At 69.3% G+C, this 16,770-nt stretch carries 11 protein-coding genes; 5 read left to right on the top strand and 6 right to left on the bottom strand.

The window, feature by feature from the left end; translation table 11 throughout:
* Positions 1–105: 105 nt before the first annotated feature.
* The gene (locus tag ACBJ59_RS56000; RefSeq protein ID WP_375118153.1) at positions 106–876 is read right to left on the bottom strand and encodes a FadR/GntR family transcriptional regulator; all 771 of its coding nucleotides are present in this window, start codon (positions 874–876) and stop codon (positions 106–108) included.
* 137 nt (positions 877–1,013) lie between these two features.
* Here ACBJ59_RS56000 and ACBJ59_RS56005 point away from each other — a divergent pair, with 137 nt between their 5' ends.
* The 4 genes from ACBJ59_RS56005 (at position 1,014) to ACBJ59_RS56020 (ending at position 5,274) form a co-directional block, all read left to right on the top strand.
* Positions 1,014–2,282, top strand: coding sequence for an ABC transporter substrate-binding protein (locus ACBJ59_RS56005; RefSeq protein WP_375118154.1), 1,269 nt, complete (start codon positions 1,014–1,016; stop codon positions 2,280–2,282).
* A 151-nt stretch (positions 2,283–2,433) separates the two neighbouring features.
* Entirely contained in the window at positions 2,434–3,261 is an 828-nt protein-coding gene (locus ACBJ59_RS56010) for a carbohydrate ABC transporter permease (RefSeq protein WP_375118155.1), read from the top strand.
* Positions 3,261–4,088, top strand: coding sequence for a carbohydrate ABC transporter permease (locus ACBJ59_RS56015; protein ID WP_375118156.1), 828 nt, complete (start codon positions 3,261–3,263; stop codon positions 4,086–4,088). Before ACBJ59_RS56010 ends, ACBJ59_RS56015 begins: the two co-directional genes overlap by 1 nt.
* 34 nt (positions 4,089–4,122) lie before the next feature.
* Positions 4,123–5,274, top strand: a complete 1,152-nt coding sequence (locus tag ACBJ59_RS56020; protein ID WP_375118157.1) for a mandelate racemase/muconate lactonizing enzyme family protein — start codon at positions 4,123–4,125, stop codon at positions 5,272–5,274.
* A 208-nt stretch (positions 5,275–5,482) separates the two neighbouring features.
* Here ACBJ59_RS56020 and ACBJ59_RS56025 read toward each other — a convergent pair whose 3' ends face one another.
* The 4 genes from ACBJ59_RS56025 to ACBJ59_RS56040 all read right to left on the bottom strand — a co-directional run bounded on the left by ACBJ59_RS56025 (position 5,483) and on the right by ACBJ59_RS56040 (position 11,704).
* A complete protein-coding gene (locus ACBJ59_RS56025; RefSeq protein WP_375118158.1) occupies positions 5,483–7,060 on the bottom strand; it encodes a lectin in 1,578 nt (525 codons plus the stop codon).
* Between the two features lie 29 nt (positions 7,061–7,089).
* Entirely contained in the window at positions 7,090–8,274 is a 1,185-nt protein-coding gene (locus tag ACBJ59_RS56030; protein ID WP_375118159.1) for a cellulose binding domain-containing protein, read from the bottom strand.
* A 203-nt stretch (positions 8,275–8,477) separates the two neighbouring features.
* Positions 8,478–10,328 (bottom strand): family 43 glycosylhydrolase, encoded by a 1,851-nt coding sequence (locus ACBJ59_RS56035; protein ID WP_375118160.1) that lies wholly within the window; start codon positions 10,326–10,328, stop codon positions 8,478–8,480.
* Between the two features lie 47 nt (positions 10,329–10,375).
* A complete protein-coding gene (locus ACBJ59_RS56040) occupies positions 10,376–11,704 on the bottom strand; it encodes a PHB depolymerase family esterase (protein WP_375118161.1) in 1,329 nt (442 codons plus the stop codon).
* Positions 11,705–12,228: 524 nt separating this feature from the next.
* On the opposite strand from ACBJ59_RS56040, the gene ACBJ59_RS56045 reads away from it, so the two are divergent.
* Positions 12,229–13,689, top strand: coding sequence for an endo-1,4-beta-xylanase (locus ACBJ59_RS56045; protein WP_375118162.1), 1,461 nt, complete (start codon positions 12,229–12,231; stop codon positions 13,687–13,689).
* 171 nt (positions 13,690–13,860) lie between these two features.
* Here ACBJ59_RS56045 and ACBJ59_RS56050 read toward each other — a convergent pair whose 3' ends face one another.
* The gene (locus tag ACBJ59_RS56050) at positions 13,861–16,680 is read right to left on the bottom strand and encodes a glycoside hydrolase N-terminal domain-containing protein (protein ID WP_375118163.1); all 2,820 of its coding nucleotides are present in this window, start codon (positions 16,678–16,680) and stop codon (positions 13,861–13,863) included.
* Between the last annotated feature and the right edge of the window lie 90 nt (positions 16,681–16,770).

The raw sequence follows: 16,770 nt of genomic DNA on the forward strand, positions 1-16,770 counted from the left end.
GATCGCGCCGGGGAAGCGGTGCTCCCCGGCGGTGGAGGCGGCGATGAGCGCGGCGCGGGGCCGGGACGGCCGGGGCCCGACGCCGGGCGAGAGGGCGACGGCGCGTCAGCGTTGCAGGCGCACGGGGGCGCTGGATGCGCTGCGCCGGACGAGCCAGGCCTCGGTGATGTGGGTGAACATCGCTTCGGCGGCGCCATCGGAGTCGTGGGCGGCGATGCGTTCGTAGATGCGGCGATGGCCCTGGTTGGACGCCACGCACAGGGCGCGTTCGGGCTTGCCCAGGTAGCGGGCGGTGTTGATCACCTGGCTCTCCAGCGCGCGCACCACGCCGCGGGCGATGCGGTTTCCGGACGCCTGCATGATCGTGTCGTGGAAGGCGCGGTCGTGATCGGCGTAGGTGACGTGGTCGTCCACGAGCTCGTCCATCCGGTCCACCAGCGTGCGCAGCCGCTCGATGGCCTCCTCGCCCGCCACCCGGGCGGCGAGGTAGGCCATGTCGGACTCGAGCAGGCGGCGGGTGACGACGAGGTCGTCGAGGATCCCCAGGCTCTCGTCCATGTCGATGGTCGCCGCCAGGACGAGCTCGTCGAGCATGTCCCACATCGTGGGCGGGGTCACCATGGTCCCCGCGCCCTGCCGGACCTGGACGAGCCCCTTCTCCTGGAGGATCTTCACGGCCTCACGGACGACGGTCCGGCTCACCGAGAAGGTCTCGCACAGCACGGGTTCGGGGGGAAGGGGTGTGCCGGGCGGGTGCACGCCGCGGACGATGCGCTCCACGAGCTCCGCTGTCACCGCCTTGCCCAGGCTGGCCGGTCGTCGGACCCATGCGGGCGGCACGGGGACGCTGCCGGGCGATTCCTGCGATGCCGTCATATCTTCCTCCGGTGACCTGCTCGGTCAGCGCCCACCGCGTCAGTATATGTCATCCGTATTGACAGCATACGTCATACGAATTATGTTTCCGGGACGACGGCCGGGAACGCCGGCCGCGCTCTGGAGAGTGAAGAGCTATGAAGCAGCGAACACTCTGGTCAGTCGTCCTTGCCACGGGGCTGGCCGTGACCGGATGCGGAAGCGCCGCACCGACGCAGTCCTCCCCCGGGGAGTCCAAGAGCAAGATCGTGGTGTGGGACTGGAAATCCGGCGAACCGGGCGTGACCGCCTACATCGAGAAGGCGAAGGCCGACTTCGCCGCCAAGCATCCCGATGTCACCGTCGAGTTCGTGGCCCAGCCGTTCGATCAGTACTACACCCTGTTGGGCGCGGCCACCCAGTCGGGCAAGGGCCCCGACGTCATGCTGTTCAACGGCGGCGGGCAGATCCGCGACCGGGTCGACGGGCTCCTGCCGCTGGACCAGTACGTGGCCGAGGACAAGCAGCGGCTGGCGGGCTGGGACGCCTTCAGCAAGGACGGCACGATCTATGCCGCCCCGGTGACCCTGCAGGGCCATCCGATCTACTACAACAAGTCGATCTATCAGAAGGCGGGGCAGGATCCGGCGAACCCGCCGAAGACGTGGGACGAGTTCGTCAGCGGCTGCGCCGCCATCAAGAAGTCGGCCGGCGCCAAGTGTTTTGCCCTCGGCAACAAGGAAGGCTTCGGGATCCAGTTCTTCATGTCGGGCCTCGGGCCGGGCATCCTGACGCCCAAGGAGTACGACGACTGGATCGCCGGAAAACGCGACTGGACCTCTCCTCACGTGAAGGAGATCTTCAGCCTGTGGAAGAAGGTCAACGATGACGGCCTGAACAACGACGGCGCCAACTCCACCGCGCTCTTCAACGACGCGTTCGCGGTCTTCAACACCGGTAAGGCCGCCAACATCATCGGGCTGATGTCGGATATCGGGCACTGGAAGGACTTCGGCGAATTCCTGGGCGCCGACCAGGTCGGCGTCATGACCGCGCCGGCGGTCACCAGCGGAGCCACGCCCGTCCTCCCCTACGACGGAGGCATCGGTTACGGGGTCGCCAAGACGACCAAGGATCCCAAACTGGCCGCCGACCTGGTGCGATCGCTGACCTCGACCGGCGCGCTGACCGCCTTCTACACCGGCGCGGGCGCGATCACCTCCGACACCACGATCGACGTGTCGCAGGGCGCTCCCGCCGTGGCCGCGATCGTGCCCCAGATCAAGGACGGCAAGCCCGCACTGCATGTCGCCTTGTCCTCCAAGACCCTCGACCTGATGGGCAGGCTGTCCCAGCAGCTCCTGAGCGGGTCGGTGAACGTCGATGAAGCGGTGAAGCAACTGGCCGCTTCGGACAAGGCGAGCTGATCGCGTGCCGATGAGAGGTTCGTCACCTGGGGTCCGCTCGGCCGCGGCGGAGCGGACCCCAGGAGCGAGGTTCGAGCGGCCGGGGCGTCACAGCGGCGCCGGAAGGACCCCCCGCGGGGCGCGGGCCGAGCGTCTCGCGCCCTTCGTTCTGGTGGCTCCGGCCGTACTGATCATCGTGGTGCTGCGGTTGTGGCCGCTGCTGCTGGGCGTCAACTTCTCCTTCACGGGCGACGGCGAGCGTAACGGGACCGCTGTCGGCTTCGACAACTACGCGCAACTGCTCGACGATCCGCTGTTCCGCATCGCACTGCGCAACGTCGGCCTGCTGGTGGCCCTGCTTCCCGTTGCGGTGGCGATCCCCGGCCTGCTGGCGACGTTCATCTACCTGCGGGTGCCCGGGCACCGGGTCTTCCGCGGCGTCTACTTCTTCCCGGCCGTGCTCTCACCGGTGATCGTCGGCGCGATCTTCAACCTGATGCTCGGCTTCGACGGCCCGTTGAACGCCGCCCTGGGATCGATCGGCCTCGGCCCCGTCGACTGGCTCGGCGACCCGGGCGTCGCCATGTTCACCGTCATCGGCGTGCACGTCTGGGCGACGTTCGGGATGGCCCTGGTGGTGTTCCTCGCCGGGTTCTCCACCCTGGACGCCGCGCTCCTGGACGCCGCCCGGATCGACGGCGCGTCGCTGCCCCGGATCATCTGGCATGTCATCATCCCGGGTCTGTCCCGCACCATCCAGTTCGTCTTCGTCACGACCATGATCGGAATGCTGACGTCCATGTTCGGCCTGCTGTACGTCATGACCAGCGGCGGCCCGGAAGGTTCGACGTACCTGCCGGAGTTCTACGTCTGGATCCAGCAGGGACGGATGAACCGCCCGGCACTCGCCTCGGCCGCGTCGACGGTGCTGTTCCTCATCATGCTCGTGGTCGGGATCCTCCAGGTGAGCGTGCTCCGCCGCGCGGGGAGGGAAGACTGATGCCCGGCAAGCGCCTGGGCCGGTGGATGGTCGCCGTCCCGATGGCGCTCCTCGCGCTGGCGACCGTCTATCCCCTCGTGTTCACCGCCAACGTCGCCATGAAGACCCGGCGGGAGTACATCCTCGACCGCTTCTCCCCCACGACCTCCCTGCACCTGGAGAACATCGCCGCGGCGTGGAACAGCGTCGGCATGGCGCGCTACTTCGCCAACTCGCTCGTCGTGGTGACGGTCTCGGTGGTCCTGCTGCTGCTCTTCGGGTCGATGGCCGGCTTCGCGCTGAGTCAGCTGCGCTTCCGCGGCTCCACCGCGCTGTTCCTGGGCTGTCTGGCGGCGCTGTTCATCCCGTTCCAGGTGATCATGGTGCCGTTGGCCCGGATCATGGCGGACAGCGGCCTCATCGACACCTACCCGGGACTGATCCTGGCCTACGTCGCGCAGTTCCTCCCGTTCACCATCTTCCTGATGACGAGCCACTACCGGACCATCCCCGTGGAGATCGTCCACGCGGCCCGGATCGACGGGAACACCACCTACGGCGTCTACCGGCGGATCATGATCCCGCTCGGTGCTCCGGCCCTGCTGTCGGTCGGCATCCTCGATGCCCTGTTCTGCTGGAACGACGTGCTCATCGCCCTGCTGATGATGCCGTCGCCGGAGCATCGCACCCTCATGGTCGGGGTCACCTCGCTGCGCGGACAATACTCGGACCACATCCCCCAGTTCGCCTCAGGAGTCCTGATCGCCGCGATACCCGTCCTGTTGCTCTATCTCTTCCTTCAGCGTCAGATCGCCGACGGTGTCACCGCCGGCTCCACGAAGGGCTGACATGCGGATCTCGGGGTATCGCACGTTGACGACGATGCATGAATGGGGCCGGCCCGTCGGTGATGCCAACGGCGTCTACGCCGACGGCAACGTGCCGGTCCCGATCATCATGGTGGACACCGACGAGGGGATCACCGGCGTCGGCCTCGGGCCGCACACGCACCTCGACACCATTTTCGCCGCCATCGAAGGCGAGGACCCGCGCGGCGTCACCGCGCTCTACGACCGCATGTTGCGGCAGACCTTCAAGGCCGGCCACGCGGGCGCCGTGTTCGGGACGATCGGCGCACTCGACACCGCCCTGTGGGACATCAAGGCGCAGGCAGCCGGCGAACCGCTGTGGCGCCTGCTGGGCGGTCGCGACAGGCGGGTCCCCGCCTACGCCTCCGGCCTGGACATCGGCCTGACCGACGAGGAACTCGTCTCCCTCTACCAGGTCTACGCCAGGCACGGACTGCGGGCGGCCAAGCTCAAGGGCGGCCTCGACATCGAACGCGACCGGCACCGGCTGACGCTGATACGAGAGGTTCTGACCGAGGCCGCGCACGGATCGCGGCCGGGCCTGATACTCGACGTGAACGAAGCCTGGACCCGCAAACAGGCGGTCCGGCACGTCTGCGAGCTCGAACGCACCCTGGACCTGGTCTGGATCGAAGAGCCGGTCCGGCGATGGGACGCCGAAGGCCTGGCCGTCGTCAGCCGCGGGGTCCGCGCCTCGGTCGCCACGGGTGAGAACCTCACCGGGCTCGAACAGTATCGGCCGCTGCTGGCCGCGGGGGCCGTCGACATCGTCCAGACGGCAGCCGTCTGGGGAATCACCCATTTCCTGCGGGTATCCGCTCTGGCGCACGCCCACGACCTGCCGGTCAGCCCGATCGGCACCACCCCGCTCGGGCTCCTGCACGCCGCGACCTCCGTACCGAACCACATGATCAGCGAACTGCAGGACCTGCGGCCACCGCTCGGCGTGTCCGTCGACCTGACCGTCGAGGACGGCGCGTTCGTCCTCGGGAACTCCGCGGGCCTGGGCATCACGATCGACGAGGACGCGCTCACCTCGTCCACCCGCCGGCCGGACGGCACCATGACGGCCGGCACCCCCAACGTCCGGCCCGAGCACGCCGGGCGGCGTCTGCTGGCGGTGGCCGATCACAGCGCCGCATCGCAGCACCGGTCCGCCCCGTAGCCCTGGGCCGGGAGGCAACATCGCACGGACACCACCACCGTCACCCCGGACGACCTCCCGGCAGGGGCCAGGCAGTGATCCATCCGACCGGCCCGACCGCGGCGCCCCCGACCGCGGCGCCCCCGGCCTCGGCGCCGCCGGCCGAGCAGCGGCCACCTTCGCCGGGGCGGAGGACCGCCGCCGGCGAAGGTGTGTCTCGTGACGGCCCTCAGGTGCGGGTCCAACGCTGGTTGGCGCCGCCGTTGCAGGACCAGACGATCAGCTTGGTGCCGTTGGCGGTGGCGTTGTTCGGCACGTCCAGGCACTTGCCGGCGCCGACGGCGGTGATGGTGCCGTCGGTGTTGAGGCGCCACTGCTGGTTGGACTGCCCGTTGCAGTCCCAGATGATCACCTGGGTGCCGTCGGCGGTGCCGCCGTCGTAGACGTCCAGGCACTTGTTCCCGTAGACCCGCAGCTCACCGCTCGCGGTGGACGTCCACTGCTGGTTGGCCTGGCCGTTGCAGTCCCAGATCTGCGCCTGCGCGCCGTTGGCCTGCGAGGCGCCGGTGACGTCCAGGCACCGGCCCGAGCCGACACCCTTGATCGCTCCCGTGGGAGTCGGCGTGATGCCTCCGCCGGTGACGATGTACATGGCCGCACCGTGCCCGGGCACCGACGCGCTGATCGTCCCGGACGAGGAGGACGTCGTGTGCGCCCACAGGTCGCGCACCGAGTAGGAGGACACCGAGCCCAGGCCCAGGGCCGAGGCGGTGGTGGAGACCGTCGCGGCCGAGGTGCCGCGGTTGAGCAGGACGACCGCGACCGAGCCGTTGGACATCGGCTTGCGCCACACCTCCAGGTTCCCGTTGTCGCTGATCTTGTGGCCCTGCCTGCCGCCCCAGTCCTGGTTGACCGCGATGACCTCGGTGTTCGTCAGGATGGACCGGGTCTCGGCGCTCATCGACCGGATGTCGTTGCCCGCGATGAGCGGAGCGTTCAGCAGCGACCACAGGCTGAAGTGCGCCCGTCCCTCGGTCGCGGTCAGCGCGCCGACGCCCACCTCCAGCATGTCGGGGTCGTTCCAGCCTCCCGGCCCCGAGTACGCTTCGAGCCCGACCTGCTGGTCCAGGATGCCCATGATGGAGTTCCAGTTCGCCGCGATGTCGCCCGTCGTGCGCCAGGAGTTGCCCACCGGCATCCCCCAGGTCCACACGTTCTCCTGGCCCCAGTTGCACAGGCTGTACACGATCGGGCGCCCGGTGGCGGCCAGCGCGTCACGCATGGCGGTGTAACGCTGCTGCCCGCTCCTGCCCTGATGATCGCCGCAGTTGTCGTACTTCAGATAGTCGATCCCCCAGGACGCCCACAGGGCGGCGTCGCGCTGCTCGTAGCCCAGGCTGGCCGGGTACCCCGCGCACGTGGTGGTCCCCGCCGAGGAGTAGATGCCGAGCTTCAGCCCTCTGGCATGGACGTAGTCCGCCAGGGCCTTGATGCCGCTGGGGAACTTCTGCGGGTCCGCCACCAGATCCCCGTTGGCGTTGCGGCTCATGGTGGACCAGCAGTCGTCGATGTTGACGTACGTGTAGCCCGCCGCCGCCATGCCGCTGGAGACCATGGCGTCCGCGGTCTGCCGGATGAGACTCTCGTTCACGTTACAGAAGAAGGTGTTCCAGTCGTTCCACCCCATCTGCGGCGTCCGGGCGAGCCCGTTTTCCAGCGCGACGGCCGGCGACGACGCACCGCCGGTCGCGACCAGGGAACCGGCGGCCAGTAACACCGCCAGCATCCATCGGATGACCTTACGCATCTGACTCCTCCTCATATGACGGCACCGGATCAGGAGACGGCGCAGGAGAGGGCAGGTGTGGCCGCGGCGCCGTTGGCAGTGAAGCCGAACGTGGTGCTGCCGCCGGCCGCGATGGAGCCGTTGTAGGCCTCGTTGCGGACGGTCACGCCGGCTCCGGAGCCGGACCGCACGCCGTTCCACAGGCTGCTGATCGTCTGCCCGCCCGGCCACGTCCAGCCGACCGTCCAGCCGTTCACGGCGCCGTCGCCGGCGCGGACCGTGACAGTGGACTGGAAGCCGCCGGACCAGGAGTTCACGGTCTCCATCGTGGCCGTGCACGCACCGGTTCCCGGGGTGGGAGTGGGGGTGGGCGTCGGACTCGGCGACGGGGAGCTCGCGAACTGGGAGAAGAACTTCCACACCTCTGCCTTGGTCCAGGTCGTGACGCCGCTCTCGGCGTACGTCCCGTCCACCGGACCGGGCATGTGACCGTTGTCGAATGCGGCCCAGACGACCGGATAGCCGTCCCGGCACCCCGAGTAGGTGGTGACGATGTGGCTCCGGCTCCCCGAGCTCGGCTCGGGAGGGTTCTGCGCGGTACAACCGTTGTTGCGGACGAACCTGTCACGCAACGACCGTCCCTGCGAGATGTTGAGCACCGTGTCCCCGATGCCGTGCAGCCCCATGTACGCGATGGGCTGAGTCCCGCCGCTGCACCCGCTGAGCTGCGCGCCGGAGAAGACCGCGACCGCGCGGAAGACCGTCGCCCGCGAGCACGCGAGCGAGAAGCTCATCCCGCCGCCGTAGCTGAAGCCGGTGGCGAAGCGCTGCGAGGTGTCGACGCAGAGATCCGCCTCGATGAGCCGGATCATGTCGTCGACGAAGGTGACGTCCTCGCCGTTGGCGTTCGCCCAGCCGTTGTTGAAGCCCTGGGGAGCGACGAAGATCGCGCCGTTGTTCGACAGCTGCCTGAGTCCGTAGAAGGACCAGGGGTACCCGCTGGTTCCGCCGGAGTCGACGTCGGTCGCGGTGCCGCCCCGCCAGTGGAAGCCGAAGATCAACCGGTAGGGGGTGTTGTTCTGGTAGTTGTCGGGCAGCCGGAGGATGAAGGAGCGGTTCTTGCCGCTGGTCTGGATCGACTGCGTGCCGCTCCTCAACGTCGGGGTCTTGCCGCATCCGGCGGTCGTCGCGAGGGCGCCGGCGGGCGCCGCCGCGCTGCCGGCGTCGCTGCTCATCGCCACACGACTCGTGGCCAGTACGAGAAGTGCCGCGACCGCGATCGCTCCGAAAAGGGAGCGGTGCCTGGACATCACGTAACTCCGATCATGGTGCCGATTCCGATGCGTCTGGACTGACAGATCGTGCGCTGCTCCCATGTCCGGCGGGAGCGGCGCGGGTGGTCGTGCCGGAGCGCCACGTGCGGGACAGCCGGCTCTGGCTACTGGAACGAAGCGTCGTCGATGGAGAAGCCGTCGGTGCCCGCCGCCGTCTCGACGTAGAAGGTGGCGCCGGTAAGCGTCCCGCTCCACGACACCGTCGCCGTGCCGGTGAGCCGGGTCCAGCCGCCGGAGTTCACCGGCGTCGCCGGCGTGAGCTGGAGGTAGCTCGTCGTACCGCCGGCGGTGAGCGCCAGGGTCGCCTTCGCGCTGGGCGTGCCGCTCTGCGACCGCACCCAGACGCTGGTGGTGTAGCTCCTGCCGTTGGTGAGCTTGGCGGTCACGTCCTGGGTGGTGCCGTTCCATGACGCCGTGCGCCCGGCGATGGACAGCGCCCGCGCGCCTCCGTGCACCGGGTCGGTGACGGACGACAGGGTTCCGCCGGACGTGCCCCAGGCCGTGGTGCCGCTCTCCATGTCGCCGTTGGCCAGCAGATTCCCGCCGGTGCCGCCGGTGAACTGCCACCAGTTCACGTTGAACAGGTTGCCGCTGCCGCCGGTGTACCTGAAGTACAGGTCATGGGTGCCTGTCGCGCCGTTCACCGGGCAGGTGACCGTCGTCCACGTCTGCCAGCCGCCGGTGCCCGGCACGGTGCACGTCCCCGCCAGCGTGCCGTTGACGCCGTCCAGGCGGAGCTCGATCCGGCCACCGCTGGTCGCCGAGGCCACCCGCGCGCTGAAGGACGTCGCGCCGGAGCCGAAGGCGACGCCCTTGACCTTGACGTAGTCGCCGTTCTCGATCCACCCGACGTTCATGCCGCCCTCGCCGGCGGGTTCGGTCTCCACGCCGGACTCCCAGGCGATCGTCTCGGCCTCCTGGCGGACGTAGGGGTTCAACGTGCCCACCTGGGGCGCTCCGGCCGTGGTCATGTTGATCGTGGGGATGGTGCCGTCGGCGTTGTAGGTGAACTTCTCGACGGCCACCGAGCGGGTGAAGCCGCCCCCGCCCGGCAGGGCGCCGTTGTGGTAGAAGAAGTACGATCCGCCGTTGAAGTCGATGACGCCGGGGTGGTTGGTGAAGCTGCTGCCCTGCGTGGGCATGACCGTCCCGCGGTAGGTCCAGGGGCCGGTGGGGCCGGGGGCCGTCGAATAGCCGATGAACTCCGAGCAGCATTTCGCGGCGAAGACGTTGTAGTAGAGGCCGTTGCGCTTGTAGACCCAGGGACCCTCCTCGTACAGGGTCGGCCGGCTGGTGTCGCCGGTGCGGGTGCCGAAGCCCGCGGTGGTGAGCGGGATCTGGCTGGGGCTGCCGGAGTACGAGATCATGTCGGCGTTGAGCCTGACGTACCAGAGGTTGGGGTTGCCCCAGTACAGGTAGGCCTGCCCGTTGTCGTCGATGAAGACCGTCGGGTCGATCTCTCCGTTCCTGACGAGAGGGCGGCCGATGGCATCCGTGAAGGGCCCGGTGGGGCTGTTGGAGACCCCGACGCCGATGGCCATCTGGCCGCTCGCCCGGTCCTTCACCGGGACGTACCAGTAGAACTTGCCGTTCCGGTGGACGGCCTGGCCCGCCCACGCGTCCGCGCTCGCCCAGCTGAAGGTGGCCACGCTCATCGGCGAGCCGTGGTCGGTCCAGTTCACCATGTCGGCGGACGACCAGACCCGCCACTCCTTCATGGTGAAGTACGTCGAGCCGTCCTCGTCGTGTCCCGTGTAGAGGTAGACGCGGCCGTCGTGCACCAGTGGCGCCGGGTCGGCGGTGTAGATCGTCTGGACGATCGGGTTGTCCGCCCTGGCCGTGCCCGGGATCACCATCACGGCGCAGAGCAGCGCAAGGATCGCCGGCACACCGCGCCGTGCCATGACGCCCAGCCTCGCCATGACGCCGAACTGGAGGGGGGATGCGACTTTCATGGTCACCTTCCGGAGCCGGGCGGACATGGGGGTGCGGGCGCGGTGTGTCAGGTGCGGGTCCAGCGCTGGTTGGCGCCCCCGTGGCAGGAGTAGAGCTGGAGCCGGGTGCCGTTGGCGGTGCTCTGGCCCACGGCGTCCAGGCACAGGCCGGACTGCACGCCGGTGATGGTGCCGTCGGCGTTCAGGCGCCATTTCTGGTTGGCGCCGCCGTGGCAGGAGTAGATCTGGATGCCGGCGCCGTTGCCGGTGCCGGCCGCGTCGAGGCACTTGTCGCCGTAGACCCTGAGCTCACCGGCCGAGGTGGCGGCCCACTGCTGGTTGCCGCGCCCGTTGCAGTCCCACAACTGCACCGCGGTGCCGTCGGCGGTGGCGGCGCCGGGCACGTCCAGGCAACGCCCGGAGCCGACTCCCTTGATCTGCCCCCCGGGTGGTGGCGTCGGCGTCGTGGTGGACGAGCCGCCGTCCAGTCCGAAGAAGCGGATGGCGTGCGCGGCCATCCCCGCTCGCGGCAGGTCGTGGCCGGCTCCGGTGATGGTGTACGCCTCGACCTGCCCGGAGCCGAAGACTCGCCGGGTCCATCCGGACTGCGGGCTGTCGGTGGAGGCCGGGGTCTGGCCCAGCCCGTGCACGTTGGTCCACTGGTCGACCTCCTCCTGCAGCATCGTGTACGGCAGCACGGAGTCGGCGGTGCCGTGCCAGGCCATCACGCGCGGGCGGGGCCCGGTGTAGCCGGGGTAGGCGTTCCTGACCAGGTCACCCCACTGCTGCGGTGTCTTGTCGCCGCACCCGGCGGGGCCGAGGCAACCGTAGGGAACCCCCGCGAACGGCGCGCCGGCCTTGAACACGTCCGGGTACGTGGCGAGCAGGTTGTTGGTCTCCATGGCGCCGGAGGAGAAGCCGGTGGCGAACACCCGCTCCGGGTCGCCGTTGTAGCGTTGCAGCACGTAGGCCGTCATGGAGACGATCGACACCGGGTCGCTGCCGCCACCGTGGCGCAGGGCCTCGTTCGACCACACGTCGAAGCAGTTCGACAGGCCGTTGGCGCTCTTGTTCGCCTGCGGGTAGATGACGATGAAGCCGTACCGGTCGGCCAGAGAGGCGAACTCGGTGCCCTGGTGGAAGCCCGTGGCCCAGCCGTTGCAGCCGTGCATCGCCACCAGGACTCCCGGGCGGGGCGCCACCGTGTCCGGGACGTAGAGGTACATCCGCAGACCGCCGGGGTTGGCGCCGAAGCTCGTCACTTCGGTCAGGACCGCCGCCGACGCTCCCGGCGCAGCCGTGAGGAACATGGTCAGAGCAGTGGCCACCGCCGTGATCAGAGCCGTCAGCGCGGCTCCGATGCCCGCGTACCGCGTGGGGGGTTCGCTTCGCTTCATTGGTTCGCCTCTCCGCTGTTAGCGCTAACAAACCGCTGGCCTGGTCGAGGTCCCTCGGGCCGGTGGAGGTGGTGGCGGGACGGAGCAAACACGAGGCAGAAAGGTACTGTCAAGAGCGCCGTAGATTGCGGCGACCGGAGGAGGCAGCCGCCGGGTGTGCTCACCTCGAACTTTCGAGTCCGGCCGCCGTCGATCAGCGAGAGCGTCGCCGTGAAACTTTCATGCACCCGCCACCCGGCGGGCCCGGCCGAAACTTTCAACGGCACAGGTCGCGTATTCAGCCAGGACAACCGGTGCAGATAGCAGCATGCGTCGCCGAAAGTTTTCACTGAATCCTTGACAACTTTCGGCGAGATTCCCACACTGAGTGCCCGAGGTGATCTCCCTTACCGGCTCGGTGGTGCTCAGCAGGGGGACTGCCGTCCCGACGCCTGTGGTGTGCGTCCCCACCTGGACGCGGCATCGGTCCCGCGGGTGTGTCCCGCATGATCCTTTCCCCATGATTCGCATACGGAGGCTCAAGCATGCGTCTCAACGCCATGTCCCCACCTACCGCCAGGCGGCCGCTCGACGCGGGCCGCCGGGCGCTGGTCGCCGGTGCGCTCGGCGCGCTCGGCCTGATCACGGCACTGGCGACGGCGATCCCGGCCGATGCCGCGGAGAGCACGCTCGGCGCGGCCGCCGCGCAGAGCGGCCGCTACTTCGGCACCGCCATCGCCGCGGGCAGGCTCGGCGACTCCACCTACACGACGATCGCCAATCGCGAGTTCAACATGGTGACGGCCGAGAACGAGATGAAGATCGACGCCACCGAGCCCAACCCGGGGCAGTTCAACTTCTCCGCCGGGGACCGGGTCTACAACTGGGCTGTGCAGAACGGCAAGCGGGTGCGCGGGCACACCCTGGCCTGGCACAACCAGCAGCCGAACTGGATGCGGTCGATGGAGGGCAGCTCGCTGCGCCAGGCGATGATCAACCACATCAACGGCGTCATGGGGCACTACAAGGGCAAGATCTACGCCTGGGACGTGGTCAACGAGGCCTTCGCCGACGGCAACTCCGGCGGCCGGCGTGACTCCAACCTCCAGCGCACCGGCAACGACTGGATCGAGGTGGCCTTCCGCACCGCGCGCGCCGCCGACCCGGCCGCCAAGCTGTGCTACAACGACTACAACATCGACAACTGGAGCTGGGCCAAGACGCAGGGCGTCTACAACATGGTCAGGGACTTCAAGGCCCGCGGTGTGCCGATCGACTGCGTCGGCCTGCAGTCGCACTTCAACAGCAACAGCCCCTACAACAGCAACTACCGCACGACCATCCAGAGCTTCGCCGCGCTGGGGGTCGACGTGCAGATCACCGAGCTGGACATCCAGGGCGGCTCGGCCACCACGTACGCCAACGTCGTCAACGACTGCCTGGCGGTGCCGCGCTGTACCGGCATCACGGTCTGGGGGGTTCGCGACAGCGACTCCTGGCTCGGCGCCGGCGCCGCCCCGCTGCTCTTCGACGGCAACGGCAACAAGAAGCCCGCCTACACCTCGGTGCTCAACGCGCTCAACGGCGGCAGCACGACGCCGACGCCCGGCCCGGGCGGCGCCGGAGAGATCAAGAGCACGGCCTCCGGCCGCTGCGTGGACGTGCCCAACGCCAGCACCACCGACGGCACCGCGGTGCACCTGTGGGACTGCAACGGCCAGAGCAACCAGCGGTGGACGCAGACCACGGCCGGGGAGCTGAAGTACGGCGACAAGTGCCTGGACGCCGGGGGCACAGGCAACGGCGCCAAGATCCAGATCTACTCCTGCTGGGGTGGCGACAACCAGAAGTGGCGCGTCAACTCCGACGGCACGATCGTGGGCGTACAGTCCGGGCTGTGCCTCGACGCCGTCGGCGCCGGCACCGGCAACGGTACGGGGCTGCAGCTGTACAGCTGCTGGGGCGGCGCCAACCAGAAGTGGACCTACACCCCGAACACCGCGTGAGCCTCACCGACGGGTCGCCCCGGCGCCTGGGCCGACTGGCCCGGACCGGCTCGACCCGCTGACCGAACCCCCTGTGCGACCCTCCCTCGGCTCCGGTGGGGAGACCGAGGGAGGGTGAGCCACGCCCGGCCGCAACGGCCGGGCGTGGCTCGACAAGGTTGTCGGCGGCCGTCACACGCCCGTGATCGTCCACTGGTTGTTGGTGCTGTTGTTCGGCGCCCACATGGCCACGGTGGACCCGGCGGTGCTGTTGCCCATGCCGTCCAGCGCGGTGCCGGTGCCCCGGTTGATGATCTGGTTGCGGCCGTTGCCCGTGCTGTTGAGGCGCCACTGCTGGTTGGCGCCGCCGCTCCAAGCCGCCTGCCGGGCACTGGCGCCGTTGGCGGAGTTGCCCCAGCTGTCGATCACCATGCCGTTGGCGCGGTTGACGATGCGGTACCAGCCACCGCCCAGGTCCACCAGCTGCCACTGCAGGTTGGCACTGCCGTCGTAGCTCCACTGCTTGACGACCGAGCCGGAGGCGACGGTGCCGCCGCTGTCCAGCACCAGACCGGTGGTGACGTTCGTGATCCGCACGTGGCTCGCCGGCGTGCCGGACGCGGTCATGCGGTACGTGCGCCCGGCTTGGCCGGTCAGCGCGATGACGTCGGACTCGGGTCTGGTGACGCTGACGGTGCCGCCGGTCGCGGCGTCGGCCACCTGGAAGGTTCCGGTGAACATGCGGCCGCGCACCTTGACCGTCCCGTCGCGGTCGAACCTGATGAGGACCTCGGTGGCCCCGCCGGAGCTCCACGTGATGTCCACGGTGTGGCCGCCGCGCCCCCGGAGACCCAGCACCTTGCCGTTCGGCCAGGCCGGCGGCAGCGCCGGCAGCACGTGCAGCTCGCCGTTGTGGCTGTGCAGCAGCATCTCGGCGATGCCGGCCGTGGCGCCGAAGTTGCCGTCGATCTGGAACGGGGGATGCAGGTCGAACATGTTCGGCGCCAGCCGGTCCGTCCGCACCAGGAGGCGGAGCAGCGCGTGCGCCCGGCCGCCCTCCTCCATCCGCGCCCAGTAGTTGATCTTCCAGGCCAGTGACCAGCCGGTCCCGTCGTCCCCGCGCAGTTCGAGGGTGCGCCGCGCGGCGGTGTACAGCCCCGGAGTGCCGCGTTTGGTGATCTGGTTGCTGGGATGCAGGCCGTACAGGTGGGAGACGTGCCGGTGGGCGGGCTCGGTCTCCACCCAGTCGTACAGCCACTCCTGGATGTTGCCGCGCGAGCCGGTCGTCATCGGCGGGAGCCGGTCGCGGGCGGCCAGGACCCGCGCCCGGAAGTCGGCGTCCACGCCGAGCGCCTGGCCGGCCTGGGCGCAGCCGTTGAACAGGTCACGCAGGATCTGGTTGTCCATCGTGGGGCCGGCGCAGACGCTGACGCCCGCGTGGTGGGCCAGTTCCGGGGAGTTCGACGGGTTCGTGACCAGATACCGGAGGTTCGGCTCCTCCACGAGGGTCTCGAGGAAGAACTGCGCGGCGCCTTTCATGGCCGGGTAGTACTGCCGGAGGAACTCCAGGTCGCCGGTGAAGGTGTAGTGGTCCCAGACGAGGGTGGCCAGCCACGCGCCGCCGGTCTGCCACATGCCCCAGAACGCGCCGTCGACGACCGACGTCCCCCGCCACGCGTCGGTGTTGTGGTGGGTCACCCAGCCGCCGGCGCCGTACTGCACACGGGCCGTCCGGGCGCCGCTGACCGCCAGCTCGCCGAGCATCTTGAACACCGGCTCGTAGCACTCCGGCAGGTTCGTCGTGTCGGCGGGCCAGTAGTTCATCGGCAGGTTGGCGTTGATGGTGTACTTCGAGTCCCAGGCCGGCGTCAGCGAATCGTTCCAGATGCCCTGCAGGTTGGCGGGCTGGGTGCCTGGACGGGAGGAACTGATCAGCAGGTAGCGGCCGAACTGGAACAGCAGCGCCGAGAACTGCGGGTCATCGGTGTTCGCGTGCTGGGCGATCCGCACGTCGGTCGGCTGGTCGGCCGCCGCGGTGCGGCCGAGGTCGAGCGTCGTGCGCCCGAACAGGCGCTGGTAGTCGGTGACGTGCCGGCCACGCAGGTCGTCGTAGGCCCGGCCGGTGGCCGCGTCGAGATGGCGCCGCGCGATGCCCTGGTAGTCGCCGCCGACATTCTGGAAGTTCACGTAGCTGGAGCCGATGGAGACCAGCAGCGTCACGCTGTTCGCGGCCCTGACCTGGAGGGTGCCGCCGGAGCTGGTGACGCTGCCGCCGTCGGCGACGGCCCGGGCCAGCGCCAGGAACCGCACCGAGCCGGCCACCCCTTCCATGTCGCCCGAGACGCCGTCGAGTGCGACCGTGGTCGCGTCCGGGCTGGAGCGCGTCGTCCGCTGCGGGCTGTCGAACGTCGCGGAGAACGTGATCGAGCCCGGCCGGTCGGCGGTCAGGCGGACGGCGATCACCTGGTCCGGCGCGCTCGCGAGCGCCTCGCGCCGGTACCGCACGCCGTTCTGCAGGTAGGACACGACCGTGGTGGCGGTGGTCAGGTCGAGGTAGCGGTTGTACTCCGAGACACCGGCGGCGCTGCCGAGGCCGAGCCGTAGATTGCCGACGGTCTGGTAGGCCAGCTGGCCCACCGGGTTTCCCCGCAGGTTCTGGTCGATCAGTGTCTGGGCCTGGCTCCACTGGTTCTGGAAGACCAACTGCCGGATCTGCCCCAGCGCCGCCGCGCCCCGGGGGTTGCTCTGGTCGTACGGGCCCCCGGCCCAGACGGTGTCCTCGTTGAGCTGCAACCGCTCGGTGTCGACGTTGCCGAACACCATGGCGCCCAGGCGGCCGTTGCCGATCGGGAGCGCCCGCAGCCAGTCCGTGCCGGCGCTCTCGTCGTACCACAGGGCCAGGTCGTTGGCGGCGCTCACCTGGGGAGGGGGCACCGAGCCGGCCCGGGCGGCGGCCGTCCACTGCAACGGCAACATCGCGGCGCCGGCTCCGGCCGCGCCGAATCTCAACACTTGCCTGCGCGATAAATCAGCCATCTCGACTCTCGTTCCCTACGGGGTTGTGGTCGGTCCGCCGGACGACGTCCGCGTGGCGGGCATCGT

The sequence above is a fragment of the Nonomuraea sp. MTCD27 genome, from assembly GCF_041950495.1.
Lineage (GTDB): Bacteria > Actinomycetota > Actinomycetes > Streptosporangiales > Streptosporangiaceae > Nonomuraea.